Source organism: Rhizobium sp. SYY.PMSO, from assembly GCF_046840415.1.
GTDB lineage: Bacteria > Pseudomonadota > Alphaproteobacteria > Rhizobiales > Rhizobiaceae > Rhizobium.
Genome location: NZ_CP177349.1, coordinates 3,241,965 through 3,257,628 on the forward strand (window position 1 = coordinate 3,241,965; position 15,664 = coordinate 3,257,628).

13 protein-coding genes and 1 pseudogene are annotated in these 15,664 nt (G+C 62.8%); 8 read left to right on the top strand and 6 right to left on the bottom strand.

Annotation, left to right across the window (positions count from 1 at the left end):
* The first annotated feature begins 51 nt into the window (after nucleotides 1–51).
* Entirely contained in the window at nucleotides 52–753 is a 702-nt protein-coding gene (gene modB / locus ACJJVH_RS15730; RefSeq protein ID WP_113385024.1) for a molybdate ABC transporter permease subunit, read from the top strand.
* A complete protein-coding gene (gene modC, locus ACJJVH_RS15735; RefSeq protein WP_412064319.1) occupies nucleotides 750–1,823 on the top strand; it encodes a molybdenum ABC transporter ATP-binding protein in 1,074 nt (357 codons plus the stop codon). The genes modB and modC overlap by 4 nt, the downstream gene beginning before the upstream one ends.
* Before the next feature lie 7 nt (nucleotides 1,824–1,830).
* On the opposite strand, the gene ACJJVH_RS15740 is transcribed toward modC, so the two are convergent.
* Complete coding sequence (locus ACJJVH_RS15740) at nucleotides 1,831–2,214, bottom strand: winged helix-turn-helix domain-containing protein (protein ID WP_412064320.1); 384 nt, start codon at nucleotides 2,212–2,214, stop codon at nucleotides 1,831–1,833.
* Nucleotides 2,215–2,526: 312 nt separating this feature from the next.
* Here ACJJVH_RS15740 and rsfS point away from each other — a divergent pair.
* The 6 genes and pseudogenes from rsfS (at nucleotide 2,527) to ACJJVH_RS15770 (ending at nucleotide 8,502) form a co-directional block, all read left to right on the top strand.
* A pseudogene (rsfS, locus tag ACJJVH_RS15745) lies at nucleotides 2,527–2,969 on the top strand (ribosome silencing factor).
* A 140-nt stretch (nucleotides 2,970–3,109) separates the two neighbouring features.
* The gene (rlmH, locus tag ACJJVH_RS15750) at nucleotides 3,110–3,592 is read left to right on the top strand and encodes a 23S rRNA (pseudouridine(1915)-N(3))-methyltransferase RlmH (protein WP_113360509.1); all 483 of its coding nucleotides are present in this window, start codon (nucleotides 3,110–3,112) and stop codon (nucleotides 3,590–3,592) included.
* 189 nt (nucleotides 3,593–3,781) lie between these two features.
* Entirely contained in the window at nucleotides 3,782–5,221 is a 1,440-nt protein-coding gene (locus ACJJVH_RS15755; protein ID WP_412064321.1) for a murein hydrolase activator EnvC family protein, read from the top strand.
* Nucleotides 5,211–6,539 (top strand): S41 family peptidase, encoded by a 1,329-nt coding sequence (locus ACJJVH_RS15760; RefSeq protein ID WP_112795836.1) that lies wholly within the window; start codon nucleotides 5,211–5,213, stop codon nucleotides 6,537–6,539. The genes ACJJVH_RS15755 and ACJJVH_RS15760 overlap by 11 nt, the downstream gene beginning before the upstream one ends.
* A gap of 215 nt (nucleotides 6,540–6,754) precedes the next feature.
* The gene (locus ACJJVH_RS15765; protein WP_112795834.1) at nucleotides 6,755–7,939 is read left to right on the top strand and encodes a divergent polysaccharide deacetylase family protein; all 1,185 of its coding nucleotides are present in this window, start codon (nucleotides 6,755–6,757) and stop codon (nucleotides 7,937–7,939) included.
* Nucleotides 7,940–7,962: 23 nt separating this feature from the next.
* Nucleotides 7,963–8,502, top strand: a complete 540-nt coding sequence (locus ACJJVH_RS15770) for an RNA pyrophosphohydrolase (RefSeq protein ID WP_112795832.1) — start codon at nucleotides 7,963–7,965, stop codon at nucleotides 8,500–8,502.
* A 45-nt stretch (nucleotides 8,503–8,547) separates the two neighbouring features.
* Here the strand turns inward: ACJJVH_RS15770 and bfr are convergent, their stop codons facing one another.
* From bfr to ACJJVH_RS15795, 5 genes are all read right to left on the bottom strand, one after another.
* Entirely contained in the window at nucleotides 8,548–9,033 is a 486-nt protein-coding gene (gene bfr, locus ACJJVH_RS15775; protein ID WP_112795830.1) for a bacterioferritin, read from the bottom strand.
* Entirely contained in the window at nucleotides 8,999–9,310 is a 312-nt protein-coding gene (locus ACJJVH_RS15780; protein ID WP_112795829.1) for a (2Fe-2S)-binding protein, read from the bottom strand. The genes bfr and ACJJVH_RS15780 overlap by 35 nt, the downstream gene beginning before the upstream one ends.
* 141 nt (nucleotides 9,311–9,451) lie before the next feature.
* Nucleotides 9,452–12,919 (bottom strand): error-prone DNA polymerase, encoded by a 3,468-nt coding sequence (locus ACJJVH_RS15785; protein WP_412064322.1) that lies wholly within the window; start codon nucleotides 12,917–12,919, stop codon nucleotides 9,452–9,454.
* Nucleotides 12,916–14,343: a Y-family DNA polymerase gene (locus tag ACJJVH_RS15790; protein WP_412065178.1), complete on the bottom strand. Its 1,428-nt coding sequence runs from the start codon at nucleotides 14,341–14,343 to the stop codon at nucleotides 12,916–12,918. The genes ACJJVH_RS15785 and ACJJVH_RS15790 overlap by 4 nt, the downstream gene beginning before the upstream one ends.
* A gap of 40 nt (nucleotides 14,344–14,383) precedes the next feature.
* Nucleotides 14,384–15,388: an ImuA family protein gene (locus ACJJVH_RS15795; protein ID WP_412064323.1), complete on the bottom strand. Its 1,005-nt coding sequence runs from the start codon at nucleotides 15,386–15,388 to the stop codon at nucleotides 14,384–14,386.
* Nucleotides 15,389–15,664 lie beyond the last annotated feature (276 nt).

Genomic DNA, 15,664 nt, shown 5'->3' on the forward strand with positions numbered 1-15,664 from the left:
ACCCAGGCTCGCCGGCTCATGGCGGGCCTGAATTGTTTCAAGGGGCGGGATTTGGAAGCACTGGGTCTGAGCAGCGATGAGTGGACAGCCATCGAACTGAGCTTGCGCGTGTCCACCGTCGCCATGCTGGTGAGCCTGCCCTTCGGGATCGCGGTGGCCTATCTGCTTGCGCGCGGCCGCTTCTGGGGCAAGTCGATCCTCAACGGCGTCATTCACCTGCCGCTGATCCTGCCGCCGGTCGTCACCGGCTTCATCCTTCTCATCCTCTTCGGCCGCAAGGGGCCGATCGGCTCGCTGCTCGACCAGTATCTCGGCATCGTCCTCTCCTTCCGCTGGACGGGTGCGGCGCTCGCCTGCGGCGTCATGGGCTTTCCGCTGATGGTCAGGAGCATCCGCCTGTCGATCGAGGCGGTCGATCGCAAGCTGGAAGAAGCGGCTGGAACGCTCGGCGCCGGTCCGGCCTGGATCTTTCTGACCGTGACGCTGCCGCTGATCCTGCCCGGCGTGATCGCCGGCATGATTCTCTCCTTCGCCAAGGCCATGGGCGAATTCGGCGCCACCATCACCTTCGTCTCCAACATTCCCGGCGAGACGCAGACCTTGTCCGCGGCAATCTATACCTTTACGCAGGTTCCCGGCGGCGATGCCGGTGCATTGCGGCTCACCATCATCGCCATCGCCATCTCCATGGCAGCACTGCTCGCCTCGGAATTTCTCGCCTATCTTGCCGGCAGGAGGGTGGAACTCGAATGACCCTTTCCGTCGATATCCGCCACCGCCTGGGCGCCTTCTCGCTCGAGGCAACATTCACATCCGAAGGCGGCGTGACGGCTCTTTTCGGGCGTTCCGGCTCGGGCAAGACCTCGATCATCCGCATCATCGCCGGCCTTATCCGGCCGGATCACGGCCGCGTCAGCCTCGACGGCACAGTGCTTGCCGATAGCGACAGCGGCGTTTTCGTTCCACGCCACCGCCGGCGCTTCGGCTATGTCTTCCAGGAGGCGCGTCTGTTCCCGCACCTGTCCGTGCGGCAGAACCTCAATTACGGCCGGTGGTTCGCCCCCGCCGGCGAACGCAGCGAAAGCTTCGACGGCGTCGTCGATCTTCTCGGTATTGCGGCATTGCTCGACCGAAGGCCGGCCAAGCTCTCCGGCGGGGAAAAGCAGCGTGTCGCGATCGGCCGCGCCCTGCTTTCATCGCCACGCCTCCTGTTGATGGACGAGCCGCTGGCCGCCCTCGATGAAGCGCGCAAAGCGGAAATCCTTCCCTATATCGAGCGCCTGCGCGACGAGACCCGGATTCCCGTCATCTATGTCAGCCACTCCATCGCCGAGGTGGCGCGGCTCGCCAACCGCGTCGTCGTCATGCGCGACGGCAAGGTCGAGACCATCGGCGCAGCCGTCGATATCTTCAGCCAGCTCTCCGGCCCGCTGGCGGCCGACCGCCGCGAAGCCGGCGTGCTGCTTGAGGGCCGCGTCGAATCGATGGACGACCGGCATCGTCTGACCGTCGTCGCCGTGAAAACGGCAAGATTGTTCGTGCCGGGTCAGGTGGCCGCTGTCGGCAGGCCGGTCCGCGTCCATATTCCCGCCCGCGATGTCATGCTGGCGACGGCCCGGCCCGAAGGCCTCAGCGCCCTCAACATTCTCGATGGCGAGGTGCGCGACATCGGCGCAGCCGTCGACGGAGCCGTGGAGGTGAAGGTCGATTGCGGCGGCGATATCGTCACTGCCCGCATTACGCAATTCTCGGTCGAACGGCTCGGATTGCGGGTCGGCCTGCCCATCCACGCCATCATCAAGACCGTGGCGCTCGAACAATAAGACCCGATCAGGGCTTCTTGGCCGATACCCCCGCCGGGCTGCGATTGGCTTCGAGCCAGTTCAAATCGTCGGCAATGGCGGAGCGCAGCGTCGTTTCCATGCCGCGGAAGCGACGCAGCAATTCCTCGCCGAACGGAGTCAGGGCAGCCCCGCCACCCTTCTGGCCGCCGCGCTGCGATTCCACGACCGGTTCGCGGAACATGTGGTTCAGCTCGCTGATCAGCAGCCAGGCGCGACGGTAGGACATATCCATGGCGCGGCCGGCGGCCGAAATCGAGCCGGTTTCCTGAATATGTTCGAGCAACTCCATCTTGCCCCGCCCGAGCCTGTCCTGCCCTGAAAAGCTGATGCGGAGAATGGGCTTCAATGATGGTTGCGGAGCGTCTGTCATGGCATCTGGGAACGGATGAATCTGGCTTGTGTATACGCGGCCTTGCCCCGCCTGTACATGGCAGGAGGCCGTCGGCGGGCAGATGCCGGCGCTTTCCGGACCCGCCAGGCCATGCAGCGTTTGCCATAAGTTCGGTCCGGGAGGGCTGGTGTGAGAGTCTCGGGGCGGATATTTGCCCATATCTGGTGCGAAACTACCCTGTCCGGGCACAAATCCTTGACTTGTGAGCACTCGGAACGCTGCCGACGTCTTGAAACCTTGATGCTTTGATGCCTATCTTTATAACGTGATCGACTCAGATCGCGTATGTGCATGTTCTGTTACTCAAGGAAGGAAGAGCACTGACAACAGTACACGCCAAGGGAAGAACGTCCGTCGTTATCCCGAAGAGCCCGGAACGTGGCGCCGATGCCGCTGCCCGCGCCCTGCAAGCCGTCCTCGCAAGCCTCGAGGACTCCAAGGCCGAAAATATCGTTACCATCGACATTGCTGGCAAGTCCGCGCTTGGAGACTACATGGTCGTCGTCTCCGGCCGATCGAACCGCCATGTCCTGGCGATTGCCGACCACCTCATGACCGATCTCAAGGACGAGGGCTTCGGCAATGCCCGCGTCGAGGGTCTCGATGGCGGCGATTGGGTGTTGATCGACACCGGCGACATCATCGTTCATGTCTTCCGACCGGAGATCCGCGAGTTCTATAACATCGAGAAGATGTGGGCCGCACCCGATCTCGACGAAGGCACGCTGCACTAGCCGAGCGACAACATTCCAGGAAAAGCGCGCAGCGGTTTTCCGTCCCGGCTCCGGTTGGCAGCTTCGCATCGCCGGACATGGCCGTCCGGCAAGAGTTTTGTTTTGTGCCGTCATGACGGCGGATAGGCTTGGGAGCGGGGATGCGGATAGGTCTTTTTGCGGTGGGACGGCTGAAGGCCGGCCCTGAAAAGGATCTTGCGGCTCGCTATCTCGACCGCTTCGCCAAGGCCGGGCCCGCCATCGGCCTGGAAATGGCGCGCATGACCGAGGTCGCCGAAAGCCGTGCCTCCAACAGCGAGACCCGCAAGCGCGAAGAAGCGGGCCTCTTGCAAAAGGCGCATCCGGAGGGCGGCGTCCTCATCCTGCTCGACGAACGCGGCAAGGCGCTGGACAGCGAAGCCTTTGCCGCCATGCTCGGTACGTTCCGCGACCAGGGCAAGCGCGATCTGACGATTGCCATCGGCGGCGCCGACGGCCTGGATCCGTCGCTTTACGATAAGGCCGACATGACCATTTGCCTCGGCAAGCTGACCTGGCCGCACCAGCTCGTGCGCATCCTCATCGCCGAGCAGCTCTACCGTGCCGTTACCATCCTCTCCGGTCATCCCTACCATCGGGTGTGACCACCCCGCTCCTTTTCGAAAACAGTTTGGCTTTCGGTTTTTTTGCGTTAACGAAACGCTCACACAGGCGTGTTTTGATTCCCGCCTCAAAAATGACGATGCTTCCTAGCTGATCGCGGCAAATCGGCTTATTTTCGCGCGATCCGAAGGGACCAGGCCCGAACCGACTGGATGAGAAAAGCCCCGCCCATGCTTTCACGTCTCGTGCTGCCAGCTTTGGCGGCATGTCTCGGTGCGGGCGTCTACATGGCGGCCCCTTTCTCCGTGAAGGACATCGCGCTGGCGCAGGAGGCCGACGCCGCCGCGCCGCAAGCGCCGGACGATCGCTCCTCGACGCCGGCATCGACGCCGCCCGCGCAACAGGCGTCCGACCCGGCAGCGGATCTTGCCCGCAAGCGCGACGAGACCCGCATGCAGCTCGACGCGCTTTCGAAGACGATCAGCCTCTCCTCCGACAAGACGAAGGAGCTGGAAGACAGTATCGCCTCGCTCGACAAGAGCACGGCCAGCCTGCGCCAGGCGCTGATCGACAGCGCCGCCCGCCGCAAGGAGCTGGATCGCAAGATCCAGCAGAGCGAGAAGACGCTGACGGATCTCGCCGTCAAGGAAGACAAGATCCGCGCTTCCCTGCATGATCGCCGCGCCCTGCTGGCCGAAGTTCTGGGCGCGCTGGAGCGCATGGGGCGCAACCCGCCACCGGCGCTGCTGGTGACGCCGGACGATGCGCTCGCCTCGGTGCGAAGCGCCATTCTTCTCGGGGCCGTCGTCCCCGGAATGCGCAAGGAGACGGACAAGCTCATTGCCGATCTGACCGATCTCAGCAAGCTGCATGCCGCCGCCGCCGCCGAAAAGGCGAGCTTCACCGACACCATGACCAACAGTCTGGAGGAGGAACGGCGCATGGATCTGCTGATTGCCGAAAACGACAAGCACAGCAAGGAAAATGCGGTGCAGCTCGAGGCGGAGCGCAAGCGGGCCGAGGAGCTGGCGGGCCAGGCAACCAGCCTGGAGGGGCTGGTGGCCTCGCTGGAAAGCCAGATCGGCTCGGTGCGCGATGCCGCCGCCGCCGCCCGCGCGGAAGAGGCGCGGCGGGCGCAGATGACGGAGCAGCAGCGCGAGCAGGCGAAGGCCCTGGCCGAGAACGGCGTGCCCGATAAAAACCGCATTACGCCCGCATATGCCTTCTCGGACCTTAAACAGAAGTTGGAGCTGCCCGTGGCGGGCGATATTCTCCGCCAGTTCGGCGACGACGACGGCACGGGTCACACCGCGATGGGTTTGACCGTCGCGACCGGCCCGGATGCGCTCGTCACGGCTCCCGCCGACGGCACGGTCGTCTATGCCGGCGCGTTCCGCAGCTACGGCCAGATGATCATTCTGGACACCGGCGACGGTTATCACATGGTCCTGTCGGGCATGGATGCGATCAAGACGCGTCCGGGCAGATTCGTCTTCGCCGGCGAACCGCTCGCCACGATGGGCCAAAAAAGAGTCGCGAGCGCGACCGCATTGGCGCTGGAAACAGACCGGCCAACGCTTTACATTGAATTCCGAAAAGATGGGAAGCCGGTCGATTCTCGACCCTGGTGGACCTCCAAAGACACTGGAAAGGCACGCAATGATACGTAGGGCTTCTCTTGTTCTCGTCGGCGCATTGATGGGTGCGACCGCGATGGGCGTTATCTACTCGGCGGTAGCGCCGGCGGAAGCCGCTGGCACTTCCACCTACAAGGAATTGTCGATTTTCGGCGATGTCTTTGAGCGCGTCCGCGCGCAGTATGTGACGCCACCGCAGGAAGACAAGCTCATCGAAGCCGCCATCAACGGCATGCTGACCTCGTTGGACCCGCATTCGAGCTATATGAATGCCAAGGATGCGGAAGACATGCGCACCCAGACGAAGGGTGAGTTCGGCGGCCTCGGCATCGAGGTGACGATGGACAACGACCTCGTCAAGGTCATCACCCCGATCGACGATACCCCTGCCGCCAAGGCCGGCGTGCTCGCCGGCGACTATATCACCGCGATCGACGGCCAGTCCGTTCGCGGCCTGAAGCTGGAAGACGCCGTCGAGAAGATGCGCGGCCCGGTCAAGACGCCGATCAAGCTCACCCTCATGCGCAAGGGCGTCGACAAGCCGATCGAACTCACCGTCATCCGTGACGTGATCGCCGTTGCCGCCGTCAAGTCGCGCGAGGAAGGCGGCGATGTCGGCTATATCCGCATCATCTCCTTCACCGAAAAGACGACGCCGGACCTCGAAGCCGCGATCGCCAAGATCAAGAAGGATATTCCGGCCGACAAGCTGAAGGGCTATGTCCTCGACCTGCGCCTCAACCCGGGCGGCCTGCTCGATCAGGCGATCAATGTCGCCGACGACGTGCTGGAACGTGGCGAGATCGTTTCGACCCGCGGCCGCAATCCGGACGAAACCCGCCGCTTCAACGCCACGCCGGGCGACCTGACCGACGGCAAGCCGATCATCGTGCTCATCAACGGCGGCTCGGCTTCGGCTTCGGAGATCGTCGCCGGCGCCCTGCAGGATCTGCGTCGCGCCACCGTTCTCGGCACGCAGTCCTTCGGCAAGGGCTCCGTCCAGACGATCATCCCGCTGGGCGACGGCAACGGCGCGCTTCGCCTGACGACGGCGCTCTACTACACGCCGTCGGGCCGCTCGATCCAGGGCACGGGCATCACGCCGGACGTCAAGGTCGACCAGCCGTTGCCGGACGACCTGAAGGGCAAGCTGACCACGGAAGGCGAGTCCAGCCTGCCGGGCCACATCAAGGGCCAGAGCGAAACCGACAAGGGCTCCGGTTCCTCCGCCTACGTGCCGCCGGATCCGAAGGACGACATCCAGCTCAACTACGCGCTCGACCTGCTGCGCGGCGCCAAGACGGACCCGTCCTTCCCGCCGAACCCGGAAAAGGCAGTTTCCTCCAAGTAAGGAGATGGCGCCGGGCTGGAAACAGACCCGGCGCTTTCATAAAGGAGAGTGGATAGTGCGTACCGCTCTTTCCTCCCGGCCGAATGAATTCGGCCCTGTTCAAAACAGTTTCGTTCATGTTTTAGCACTTTGAGTGCTGCGCGCATTCTTCCCGCTTCGCCGAGAGGAGACTGCTCGAGGCCAACATAATTTTCCGCTTGGGGTGGATGGGAACTTTGGGAACGGATTTGCATGCACCGTTGGGACAGAACCGCGGCCCCGGCCGCCCGCGGCGCACGCTGCCGTTTGGGCGCATTCTCGGCGGCTTCTGTCTGATCGCGATCGCGGGTTTTTCCCTGTACTCGGCGCTTATGCGCGATGATCTCAAAAAGACCCAGCCGATCGAAACGGCAAAGAAAGAAGAGCCCGCACCGGCGGCCGAAGCAAAGCCCGCAGCGGACAACCAGGGGGGCCTGACGCAGGTCGATCCGCAGTCCGGCGCCAATACCACCCGCATCGTCACCGGCGACGGTTCGGTCGTCACCATGTTCAGCCCGAACAACCGCGATGGCAGCGGCCCGGTGCTGATCAATGCCAATCAGGTCGGGCAGGACCCGCGCATGGCGGCAACGCCGAACGACAGCCTGCTGGAAGACTCCCCCTTCGGCAGGCTGCCGATCATCTCGCCGAGCGGCTTGCGGCCGATGGATCAATATGCGCGGCCATGGTCCGGCGCGCGCGGCACGCGCGTCGCCATCGTCGTCAGCGGCCTCGGCCTCAGCCAGACGGGCACGCAGCGCGCCATCGAGAAGCTGCCGGAAGAGATCACGCTCGCCTTCGCCGCCAGCGGCAACAGCCTGCAGCGCTGGATGCAGGAGGCAAGGCGAGGCGGCCATGAGATCCTGATCCAGGTGCCCTTCGAGCCCTTCGACTATCCCGGCAACAATCCGGGGCCGGACACGCTGCTGACCTCGCTGCCAGCCGCGAAGAATGTCGAAAATCTGCATAAGGCCATGGGCAAGATCACCAACTATACCGGCGTGATGAACTATCTCGGCGGCCGCTTTCTCGCCAATCCCGGCGCTCTGGAACCGGTGCTGCGCGACATCGGCAAGCGCGGCCTGCTGTTCCTGGACGACGGGTCGTCCGCGCAATCGAAATCCGGAATGCTCGCCCGAACGCTGGACGTGCCGCATGCCTTTGCCGACATCCAGCTCGACGGAGAGTTGCAGCAGGACGCGATCCTCAAGAAGCTCGACGAACTGGAGCGCATCGCCCGCCGCAACGGTTCCGCCATCGGCGTTGCCTCCGCCTTCGACGAAAGCGTCGACGCCATCAGCAAATGGAGTGAGGAGGCAGCCATGCGCGGCATCGAAATCGTGGCGGTCTCGGCACTTGCCGAAGACCCGAAACATCCCTGATCGCTGGAGAGCTGGAGAGAAAGATGAGCAAGCCCCACGCGCCCGTAAGAGCCGAAGATCTGCCCTACCGCCCCTGTGTCGGCATCATGATCCTGAACCGGGATGGCATGGTCTGGGCCGGCCGCCGCATCCCGGACGGCAATTCCGAATATGACGGCTCGCCGCAACTCTGGCAGATGCCGCAAGGCGGCATAGACGAGGGCGAGGACCCTCTGAAGGCCGCCTACCGCGAGCTCTACGAGGAAACGGGCATGAAAACCGTGACCCTGTTGGCGGAAGCGGGGAACTGGATCAACTACGACCTGCCGCCGCAGCTGATCGGCATCGGCCTCAAGGGAAAGTTCCGCGGCCAGACGCAGCGCTGGTTCGCCTTCCGCTTCGATGGCGACGAGAACGAAATCGCCATCAATCCGCCCCCCGGCGGCCATGAGCCGGAATTCGATGCATGGGAATGGAAGCCGATGGAAACGCTGCCCGGCCTGATCGTCGCCTTCAAGCGATCGGTCTACGAACGGGTCGTTTCGGAGTTCAGCCATCTGGCCGGCCTGAAAGCCGAGGACTGAACGAAAAAGAACCGGCCGCTTTTGCGGCCGGTTGCGCGGCGGGAATTATTCCGCGGAGTCGGCGGAATCGGCGTTGAGCTGGCCGTACTTGGCTTCGCCGATCTTTCCGAGCAGCTCGAGCTGGGTTTCCAGGAAGTCGATATGACCTTCCTCGTCCGCCAGCAGCCCTTCGAACAGCTTCATCGAAACATAGTCGCCGGCGTCATGACAGATGTCGCGCGACTTCTTGTAGGCCGTGCGGGCGTCGTATTCGCCGGCAAGATCGGCCTCCAGCACTTCCTTGACGTTCTGGCCGATGCGCAGCGGCGCCAGCGTCTGGAGGTTGGGATGACCTTCAAGGAAAATGATGCGCGCGACGAGACGGTCGGCATGGTGCATCTCCTCAATGGATTCCGCACGCTCCTTCTTGGCGAGCTTGGTGTAGCCCCAGTCCTCGAGAAGCCGATAATGAACCCAATACTGATTGACTGCGCCAAGCTCGAGGAACAGTGCCTCGTTAAGCCGCTCGATGACTTTTTTGTCGCCTTTCAATGTCCGCTCTCCTGTTTTCTTCGTGGAATTTTTTCAGGCGGGACATGAAATCAAATATTTCGGCTTCCGTCGAGTGGCGACGGGCATGATAATCTTCGGTTGTCTGTATAATGATATCAACGACATTCGGGAAACAGCCGCAGCAGCGGCCGCGCTTCGCCATGGCGTGATACACTTTTGCCGGAACGATGAGCTGCCAACAGTCCTGATCGAGGAGGTCGTTGATGACGTCCCGGATTTCCTTGTCGGTAATGTAATTACAACTGCAAACCAGCATTCTTCGTTCAGCCCGTCAAACATGACATTTGCTGTCTTGTTATCTGCTAAAGAAGACGCCCTTTGTCAAGAAAGAAACGATTCGAAATCATACGCCTTTACGGCCGGCGCTGATCGCCGCCGGATAAAGGAGCCCCGGATCTCAATGGAAATTACGGCCCCGAGGCATGACTTTCGCCGTTTCTGCCCCGTTGCTGCGGCTTTCCGCCGCTGTGCCGGTGCCGGATCCACATGGCGGCAGAGCGGGCTTCCTCTTCTGCCGATGGTCCATGGTCGGCCGTAACGCCTCGTCCGCCCGGTCGCTGACGCCGAAGCGCCGCGCCTCGCGCTGCAGGATGCCAAGCGCCGGGGTCATGTCCTCGATGTGATCGACCACCACATGGATGACGCCGCTTTCGTTCTGCAGGCGGCCGCGAATCTTCACCAGCCGCGCGCCCATGACGATGGCGCGGTATTTCTCGAATTTTTTCGGCCAGACGATCGCATTGGCGACCCCGGTTTCGTCCTCCAGCGTCATGAAGATCACGCCCTTGGCCGAGCCCGGCCGCTGGCGCACCAGCACCAGTCCGGCGATCGTCACCATCCGGCCACTGGCGACATTGGACAGATCCCGGCTCCGCACGATGCCCATGCGGGCGAAATCATCGCGCAGGAAGGAAACCGGATGCGCCTTCAGCGACAGCGACAGATAGCGATAATCCTCGATGACCTGTTCGCCGGGCAGCATTTCAGGCAGCGAGACCGCCGGCTCGACCTGCAGCTCCATATGGTCGCCAAGATCGAAGAGGGGAAGCTTTTCGGCGGCGCTGCCGGCATCGAGTGCCCGCACCGCCCACAGCGCCTCCCGCCGGCCCAGGCCGATGGAACCGAACGCATCCGCATCCGCCAGACGTTCCACCTGCGCCGTGGCGAGGCCCGAGCGTAGCCAGAGATCGCGCACGGACCTATAACCATCGCCGCGGCGCTCGACGAGCTGTTTCATCTCATCCTTTGACAGACCCTTGACCTGCCTGAAACCGAGGCGAACAGCACATTGCGTCCTGATATCGTCGCGCATCGACGCATGACGCGGCTCGACCGAATTGCGGTCGAAAGACGCCTTTTCCAGCAGGCAATCCCAGCTGGAACGATTGACATCCACGGGCAGCACCTCGACGCCATGCTCGCGCGCATCGCGCACCAGCTGCGCCGGCGCATAAAAGCCCATCGGCTGGGCATTGAGAATCGCCGCGCAGAAGACATCGGGATAATAGGCCTTGAGCCAGGACGAAGCATAGACGAGCAGCGCGAAGGACGCCGCATGGCTTTCGGGGAAACCATATTCGCCGAAGCCTTCGATCTGGCTGAAACAGCGCTCGGCAAAATCTTGAGGGTAGCCGTTCGCGACCATGCCCGAAACCATGTCCTGCTTGAATTCGTCCACCTTTCCCGTTCGCTTGAACGTCGCCATGGACCGGCGCAGCCGATCGGCCTTGGCGGGCGAAAATCCGGCAGCCGTAATGGCGATCTGCATCGCCTGTTCCTGAAACAGGGGAACCCCCAGGGTTCTCTCCAGCACCGCCTTCAATTCCGGACGGTGGTAATCAATGGGTCGATTATGAAGAACGTCATCCCGACGTTTAAGGTAGGGATGCACCATATCGCCCTGGATCGGGCCAGGCCGGACGATCGCCACCTCGATGACCAGATCGTAGAATCTGCGGGGGCGAAGGCGCGGCAGCATGCTCATCTGCGCCCGGCTTTCGATCTGGAAGACGCCGATCGTGTCGGCGCGGCAGATCATGTCATAGACCGGCACGCCATCGGGATATTCCTTACTTCCAAGATCGGCGAGCTCTTTCTTCACGTCGTAATGCAGCAGCAGCAGGTCGAAGGCCTTGGCAAGGCAGGTCAGCATGCCGAGCGCGAGCACGTCGATCTTCAAGATGTTGAGATTGTCGAGATCGTCCTTGTTCCATTCGATCATGTAGCGATCGTCCATCGCCGTGTGCATGATCGGCACGACCTCGTCCAGCCGGTCGCGGGTGATGACGAAGCCGCCGACATGCTGGGTCAGATGTCGGGGAAACCCCATCAGCGTCGAGGCATAGGAAAGAACGTTCCGCGTCGTCTTGTCCTTGAGATCGAGACCGGCAATCTTCGCCTCGCGCTCGGACAGCTCTTCCGTCGACCAGCCCCAGACGCCGCTCGCCAGAGCCGACTGCACGTCCTCCGACAGGCCGAAGGCCTTCGCCACTTCGCGGCCGGCCGAGCGCGCCCGATAGCTGGTGACCGCCGCCGTCAGCCCGGCATGCTCCTTTTTGTAATGCCTGTAGATAAACTGGATGACCTCCTCGCGCTTCTCGTGCTCGAAATCGACGTCGATGTCAGGCGGCTCCTCGCGCTCCGTCGAGATGAAACGCTCGAAAAGCAGGCTTGTTATTTCGGGATTGACCTCGGTAATCCGGAGGCAATAGCAGACCGTCGAATTGGCGGCCGATCCGCGTCCCTGGCAGAGAATATTCGCACTGCGGGCAAACTCCATGATGCGATGCACCGTCAGAAAGTAGGGCTCATATTGCCGCTCGCGAATGAGCTTGAGCTCATGCTCGATCTGCATCGAGACCTTTGGCGGGATCTCATCAGGAAAGCGCGAGTTGGCCCCCTCCCACGTCAGCCGTCTCAACGTCTCTGCAACGGTCTCGCCGGGAACGCTTTCGTCGGGATAATTATGCTTCAGCTCATCCAACGAAAAAGACAGCCGGCTAAAGAACTTCTGCGTACTGACGATCGCTTTCGGATAGTCTCTGAAAAGACGTGCCATTTCGGCGGCGTCTTTCAGATAACGTTCGGCATTGGCCGCCAGCCTGAAGCCGGCCTCGGCGATCGGCACATGCTCGCGGATCGAGATCACGATATCGGCAAGCGGCTTGCGCTCGGTCGCGTGATAGAGTGGCTGATTGCTGGCGACCAGCCGGACGCCGTTGCGCTGCGCCAGAATGGAAAGCGTGGCAAAGGCCAGCCGATCCCGCCCGTCATAGGCGGGCGACAGGACCATATGGAACTTCCGGCCGAAGCGCATCCATAGCCGCTTCAGGTACTCTTCCAGCTTGGCCTGCCCCTCCGGCGTTTCGACGCTTGTCGCATCGGGGACCAACGCCAGCATCATTTCGTCGCCCCATTCCGCGAGATCGCTTTCGTTGAGGATGCACACACCTTTCTCGCCGCGCAGATTGCCCGCACTCAGCAGCCGGCAGAGATGCGCCCAACCCTTGCGGTTTTCCGGGTAGGCAAGAATATCGGGCGTGCCGTCCGAAAAGACCAGGCGCGCGCCGGGCTGGAACCGGACCGGCTTCAGAAGCGGCTCTTCCGGCTCACCCTTGGCGCGCAGCTCCAGATTCTTTTTGAGGCCTTCTTTGTATTTTTCCTCGAGAAGCTTGGTATGCGCATGCGCCTTGACCACGCCGGCAACCGAATTGCGATCGGCAATTCCAAATCCCGACAGTTTCAGGATGGCCGCCTGCGCCACCATCTCCTCCGGATGCGAGGCCCCCTCGAGAAAGGAGAAGTTCGTTCTGACCCCGATCTCGAAGAAGGGCATGGTTTCGTGAAAGCTAGGGCGCGCGTTCATGCGAAAACCCCATGCATGTACCAGTCCGGCGCTGTCCCATCCCGTCCGTAAAGCCCCTTGCGGAACAGCCAGAAGCGGTGGCCCTCTTCATCCTCGATCCGGAAATAATCGCGGGCAGGCTCTTCCTTTTCCTCGATCCACCATTCCGCCGAAAGCCGCTCCGGCCCTTCGGCCCGGCTGACCCGGTGCATGACACGCCGCCAGCGGAACTGCCGGGGAGGGCCGTCGGGCACTTCGGCGGCAATAGTTTCGATTGGCTCCGGCATGCGGAAAAGGCGCAGCGGCCGCTCGCCGCGGAAGAAGCCATGCCCGGCAGCCTCCCGGCCGGTCCGGCGTCTGGAAGCGAGGGTAGCCATGGCCGGCAGCGGCCGCACGGCCCGCTCGGGGATATGGCTCTGCCGCAATTCGAGCCCTTGCAGGCAATCCGGCCCCAGCCGCGCGGCCACCCGGTCGACAAAGGCTGAAAGCGAGCCATCCTGGCGGTTTTCTCCGGCGAAATCGCCCTGCATCGCATCGAAGGGTGCATGCTGAAGGACATTCAAACGAACGATCTCGAAGCCGTAGCCGACATCGAGATCGTCATGAATAGCGCCGAAGCGCTCCGTGAACAGGCTTGCGATCCGGCCCGGCTCCCGCAACGGCTGCGATGCGCCGGCAGCGATGCGGAAAACCGCTCCATCCACCCGGAAAAGCAGAAGCTCAAAGGAGCGGCCGCCGATACCGCGTGCCTCCAGCCCCGTCTTCAGGGTTTCGGCAAGCTGGCGGGCAAGCTTGAGAATATCGTCTTCCGTCTGCACCGGCTCGGCAAGCCGGCGCTCGGCCGACAATTGCGCGACCGGCCGGCGCGGCGAGATCGGTTCCTCGACGAGGCCGACGGCCTGATCGAGGCGCAAAAGCACCTGTGCACCGAAACGGCGGGCAAGCGGCGCACGCGGCGCAGCCAGAAGATCGCCCGTCCGTTTCAGGCCCATCTTCTGCAAGGCAGCGACGGTTTCCTCACCGAGCCGCAGGGACGCCACAGGCAGCGGCGCCAGGGCTTCCTCCATCGCTTCCGGAGGAACGACGCGGCTGTCGTCGAAGCGGGCCACGGCCCAGGATAGGCCCGGCGCGGAGGAAATGGCGCCGCGCACATCGAAGCCCAGCCGGGAAATCCGGATCAATATATCCTCAAGCAACGCCTCTTCGCCGCCGAAGAGATGGGCGCAGCCGGTAATATCGAGAAACAGGCCATCCCTGCCGTCGATCGCCACCAGCGGCGTATAGCGGTCGCACCAGTCGGCGATCGCCTCCAGCAGCTTGCGATCTGCAGCAGGGTCCTCCTCGACGACATCCAGATCGGGGCAGATCGCCTTCGCCTCGGCCACGCCCTGTCCCTGCTTCAAGCCGATCGTCTCCGCCCGCTCGTTCAGCGCGGTCAGGCGCATGGCGTTGTTGAGCTTGCCGGCACAGGCCAGCGGCGGCGCTTCAAGCCTGCCTGCCGAACGCCAGGACAGACCCCAGCGCTTGCGCGCGATCCGGTCGGTCGGCAGGTGCGGAAAGGTCAGCGCCAGAATGCGCTGCGTGTTCGCCGGGAAAGGCAGGGCATTGCGTGTCGAGGATAGGGGCAAAGCGGCGGTCATGGGCATTCCACTCCAGGGTTATGGAAAGAGGCGCCGGGTTTCGGCTCTTTTCCAAGGTCAGACGAAAGGCCGGATGACCGATGCTGCCGCCAAGCATCGATCCATCCGGCAGGGGCCGCGCCGAGGCCGGCGCGGGTTCGACGGAAAAGCGAAAGAAGGCGCTGCTCGCCTCCTCCTCGCCGCCCTGCCGTAACAGAAACAAGGGCCGCCCCGCCGCCTTGGCCCTCAAAGCCAGCCGCCGGCTTTCGGTCAGGCCGAAACGGGCCGGATTGCCGCGCACTTCCAGAATGACGGCAGCAAAGGCAGCGCTCCCAAGCGCTGCTTCCGCCACCCAGAGCGCATCTTCCAGCTTGCGCGGCGATGCCTGCAGGAAAGCCGCAGGCTCCAGCCCGAAATCCCTGATGCCGATGGCATAGGGCAGGCCCGCCTCCATCGTGGCGACCGTATCGCCGATCCACAGGATCGGAGACGTGGCCATACCCGAAGCCTGCGCATGCAGCCGCGCGGCAAGCGCAAGAGCAAAACCGCTCGCCGCTCCCGCATCGCGCAGACCGAGCGATCGGATCTCCGTCAGCGCATCGAGCGGCAGGCCGCCTTGCAGCGCCGCATCGAGATCGCCGACGCCGGTGGCAAGAAGCCTCGGCTCAGGCAAAGACCGACCAGACAAGGCCTGACCAGACGAAACCTGATCAGGCAGAGGCTTCGCAATGCCTGCCGATCCTATGGCCAGCCCGGTCGCCAGCACCTCATGCGCCGCCGCGGCCAGTGCCGGCATCGGCCTGCCTTCCAGTCGGGCAATGGTTTCACGCAGGGCAAAAAGCGTTTCCCGCGCCACGGCGGCCTCAGCCATGACGTTAGCTCCAGATCGATAATGTTCTCGTTATGTTCTTATGGATTCCAGAGGCCGGAAAAAGAGTCAACACCATTTTATGAGAAAATATTCCTCTGCCCATGCCCGGGCAATCTGAGGCCTGTTCAGGCTGGAATCCGAATCCGCTCCAAAATCAAGCAGATAGAGCCTGATGCCGTCCGAAAACCGCTCAAATACTTTTCGGCGCCATGCGCTAATCCGCTCTCGTAAAAGCAGCGCAAAGCCTCTATATGACCAGCCAAGGAAGGAAGCATT

Excerpts from the sequence above, each read along its gene's own strand:
- ACJJVH_RS15785 (WP_412064322.1), bottom strand. The coding sequence starts at position 12,919 with ATGAACGCGCGCCCTAGCTTTCACGAAACCATGCCCTTCTTCGAGATC.
- ACJJVH_RS15780 (WP_112795829.1), bottom strand. The coding sequence starts at position 9,310 with ATGCTGGTTTGCAGTTGTAATTACATTACCGACAAGGAAATCCGGGAC.
- ACJJVH_RS15795 (WP_412064323.1), bottom strand. The coding sequence starts at position 15,388 with ATGGCTGAGGCCGCCGTGGCGCGGGAAACGCTTTTTGCCCTGCGTGAA.
- ACJJVH_RS15760 (WP_112795836.1), top strand. The coding sequence starts at position 5,211 with ATGATACGTAGGGCTTCTCTTGTTCTCGTCGGCGCATTGATGGGTGCG.
- ACJJVH_RS15790 (WP_412065178.1), bottom strand. The coding sequence starts at position 14,343 with ATGCGCCTGACCGCGCTGAACGAGCGGGCGGAGACGATCGGCTTGAAG.
- ACJJVH_RS15770 (WP_112795832.1), top strand. The coding sequence starts at position 7,963 with ATGAGCAAGCCCCACGCGCCCGTAAGAGCCGAAGATCTGCCCTACCGC.
- ACJJVH_RS15740 (WP_412064320.1), bottom strand. The coding sequence starts at position 2,214 with ATGACAGACGCTCCGCAACCATCATTGAAGCCCATTCTCCGCATCAGC.
- modC (WP_412064319.1), top strand. The coding sequence starts at position 750 with ATGACCCTTTCCGTCGATATCCGCCACCGCCTGGGCGCCTTCTCGCTC.
- rlmH (WP_113360509.1), top strand. The coding sequence starts at position 3,110 with ATGCGGATAGGTCTTTTTGCGGTGGGACGGCTGAAGGCCGGCCCTGAA.
- ACJJVH_RS15755 (WP_412064321.1), top strand. The coding sequence starts at position 3,782 with ATGCTTTCACGTCTCGTGCTGCCAGCTTTGGCGGCATGTCTCGGTGCG.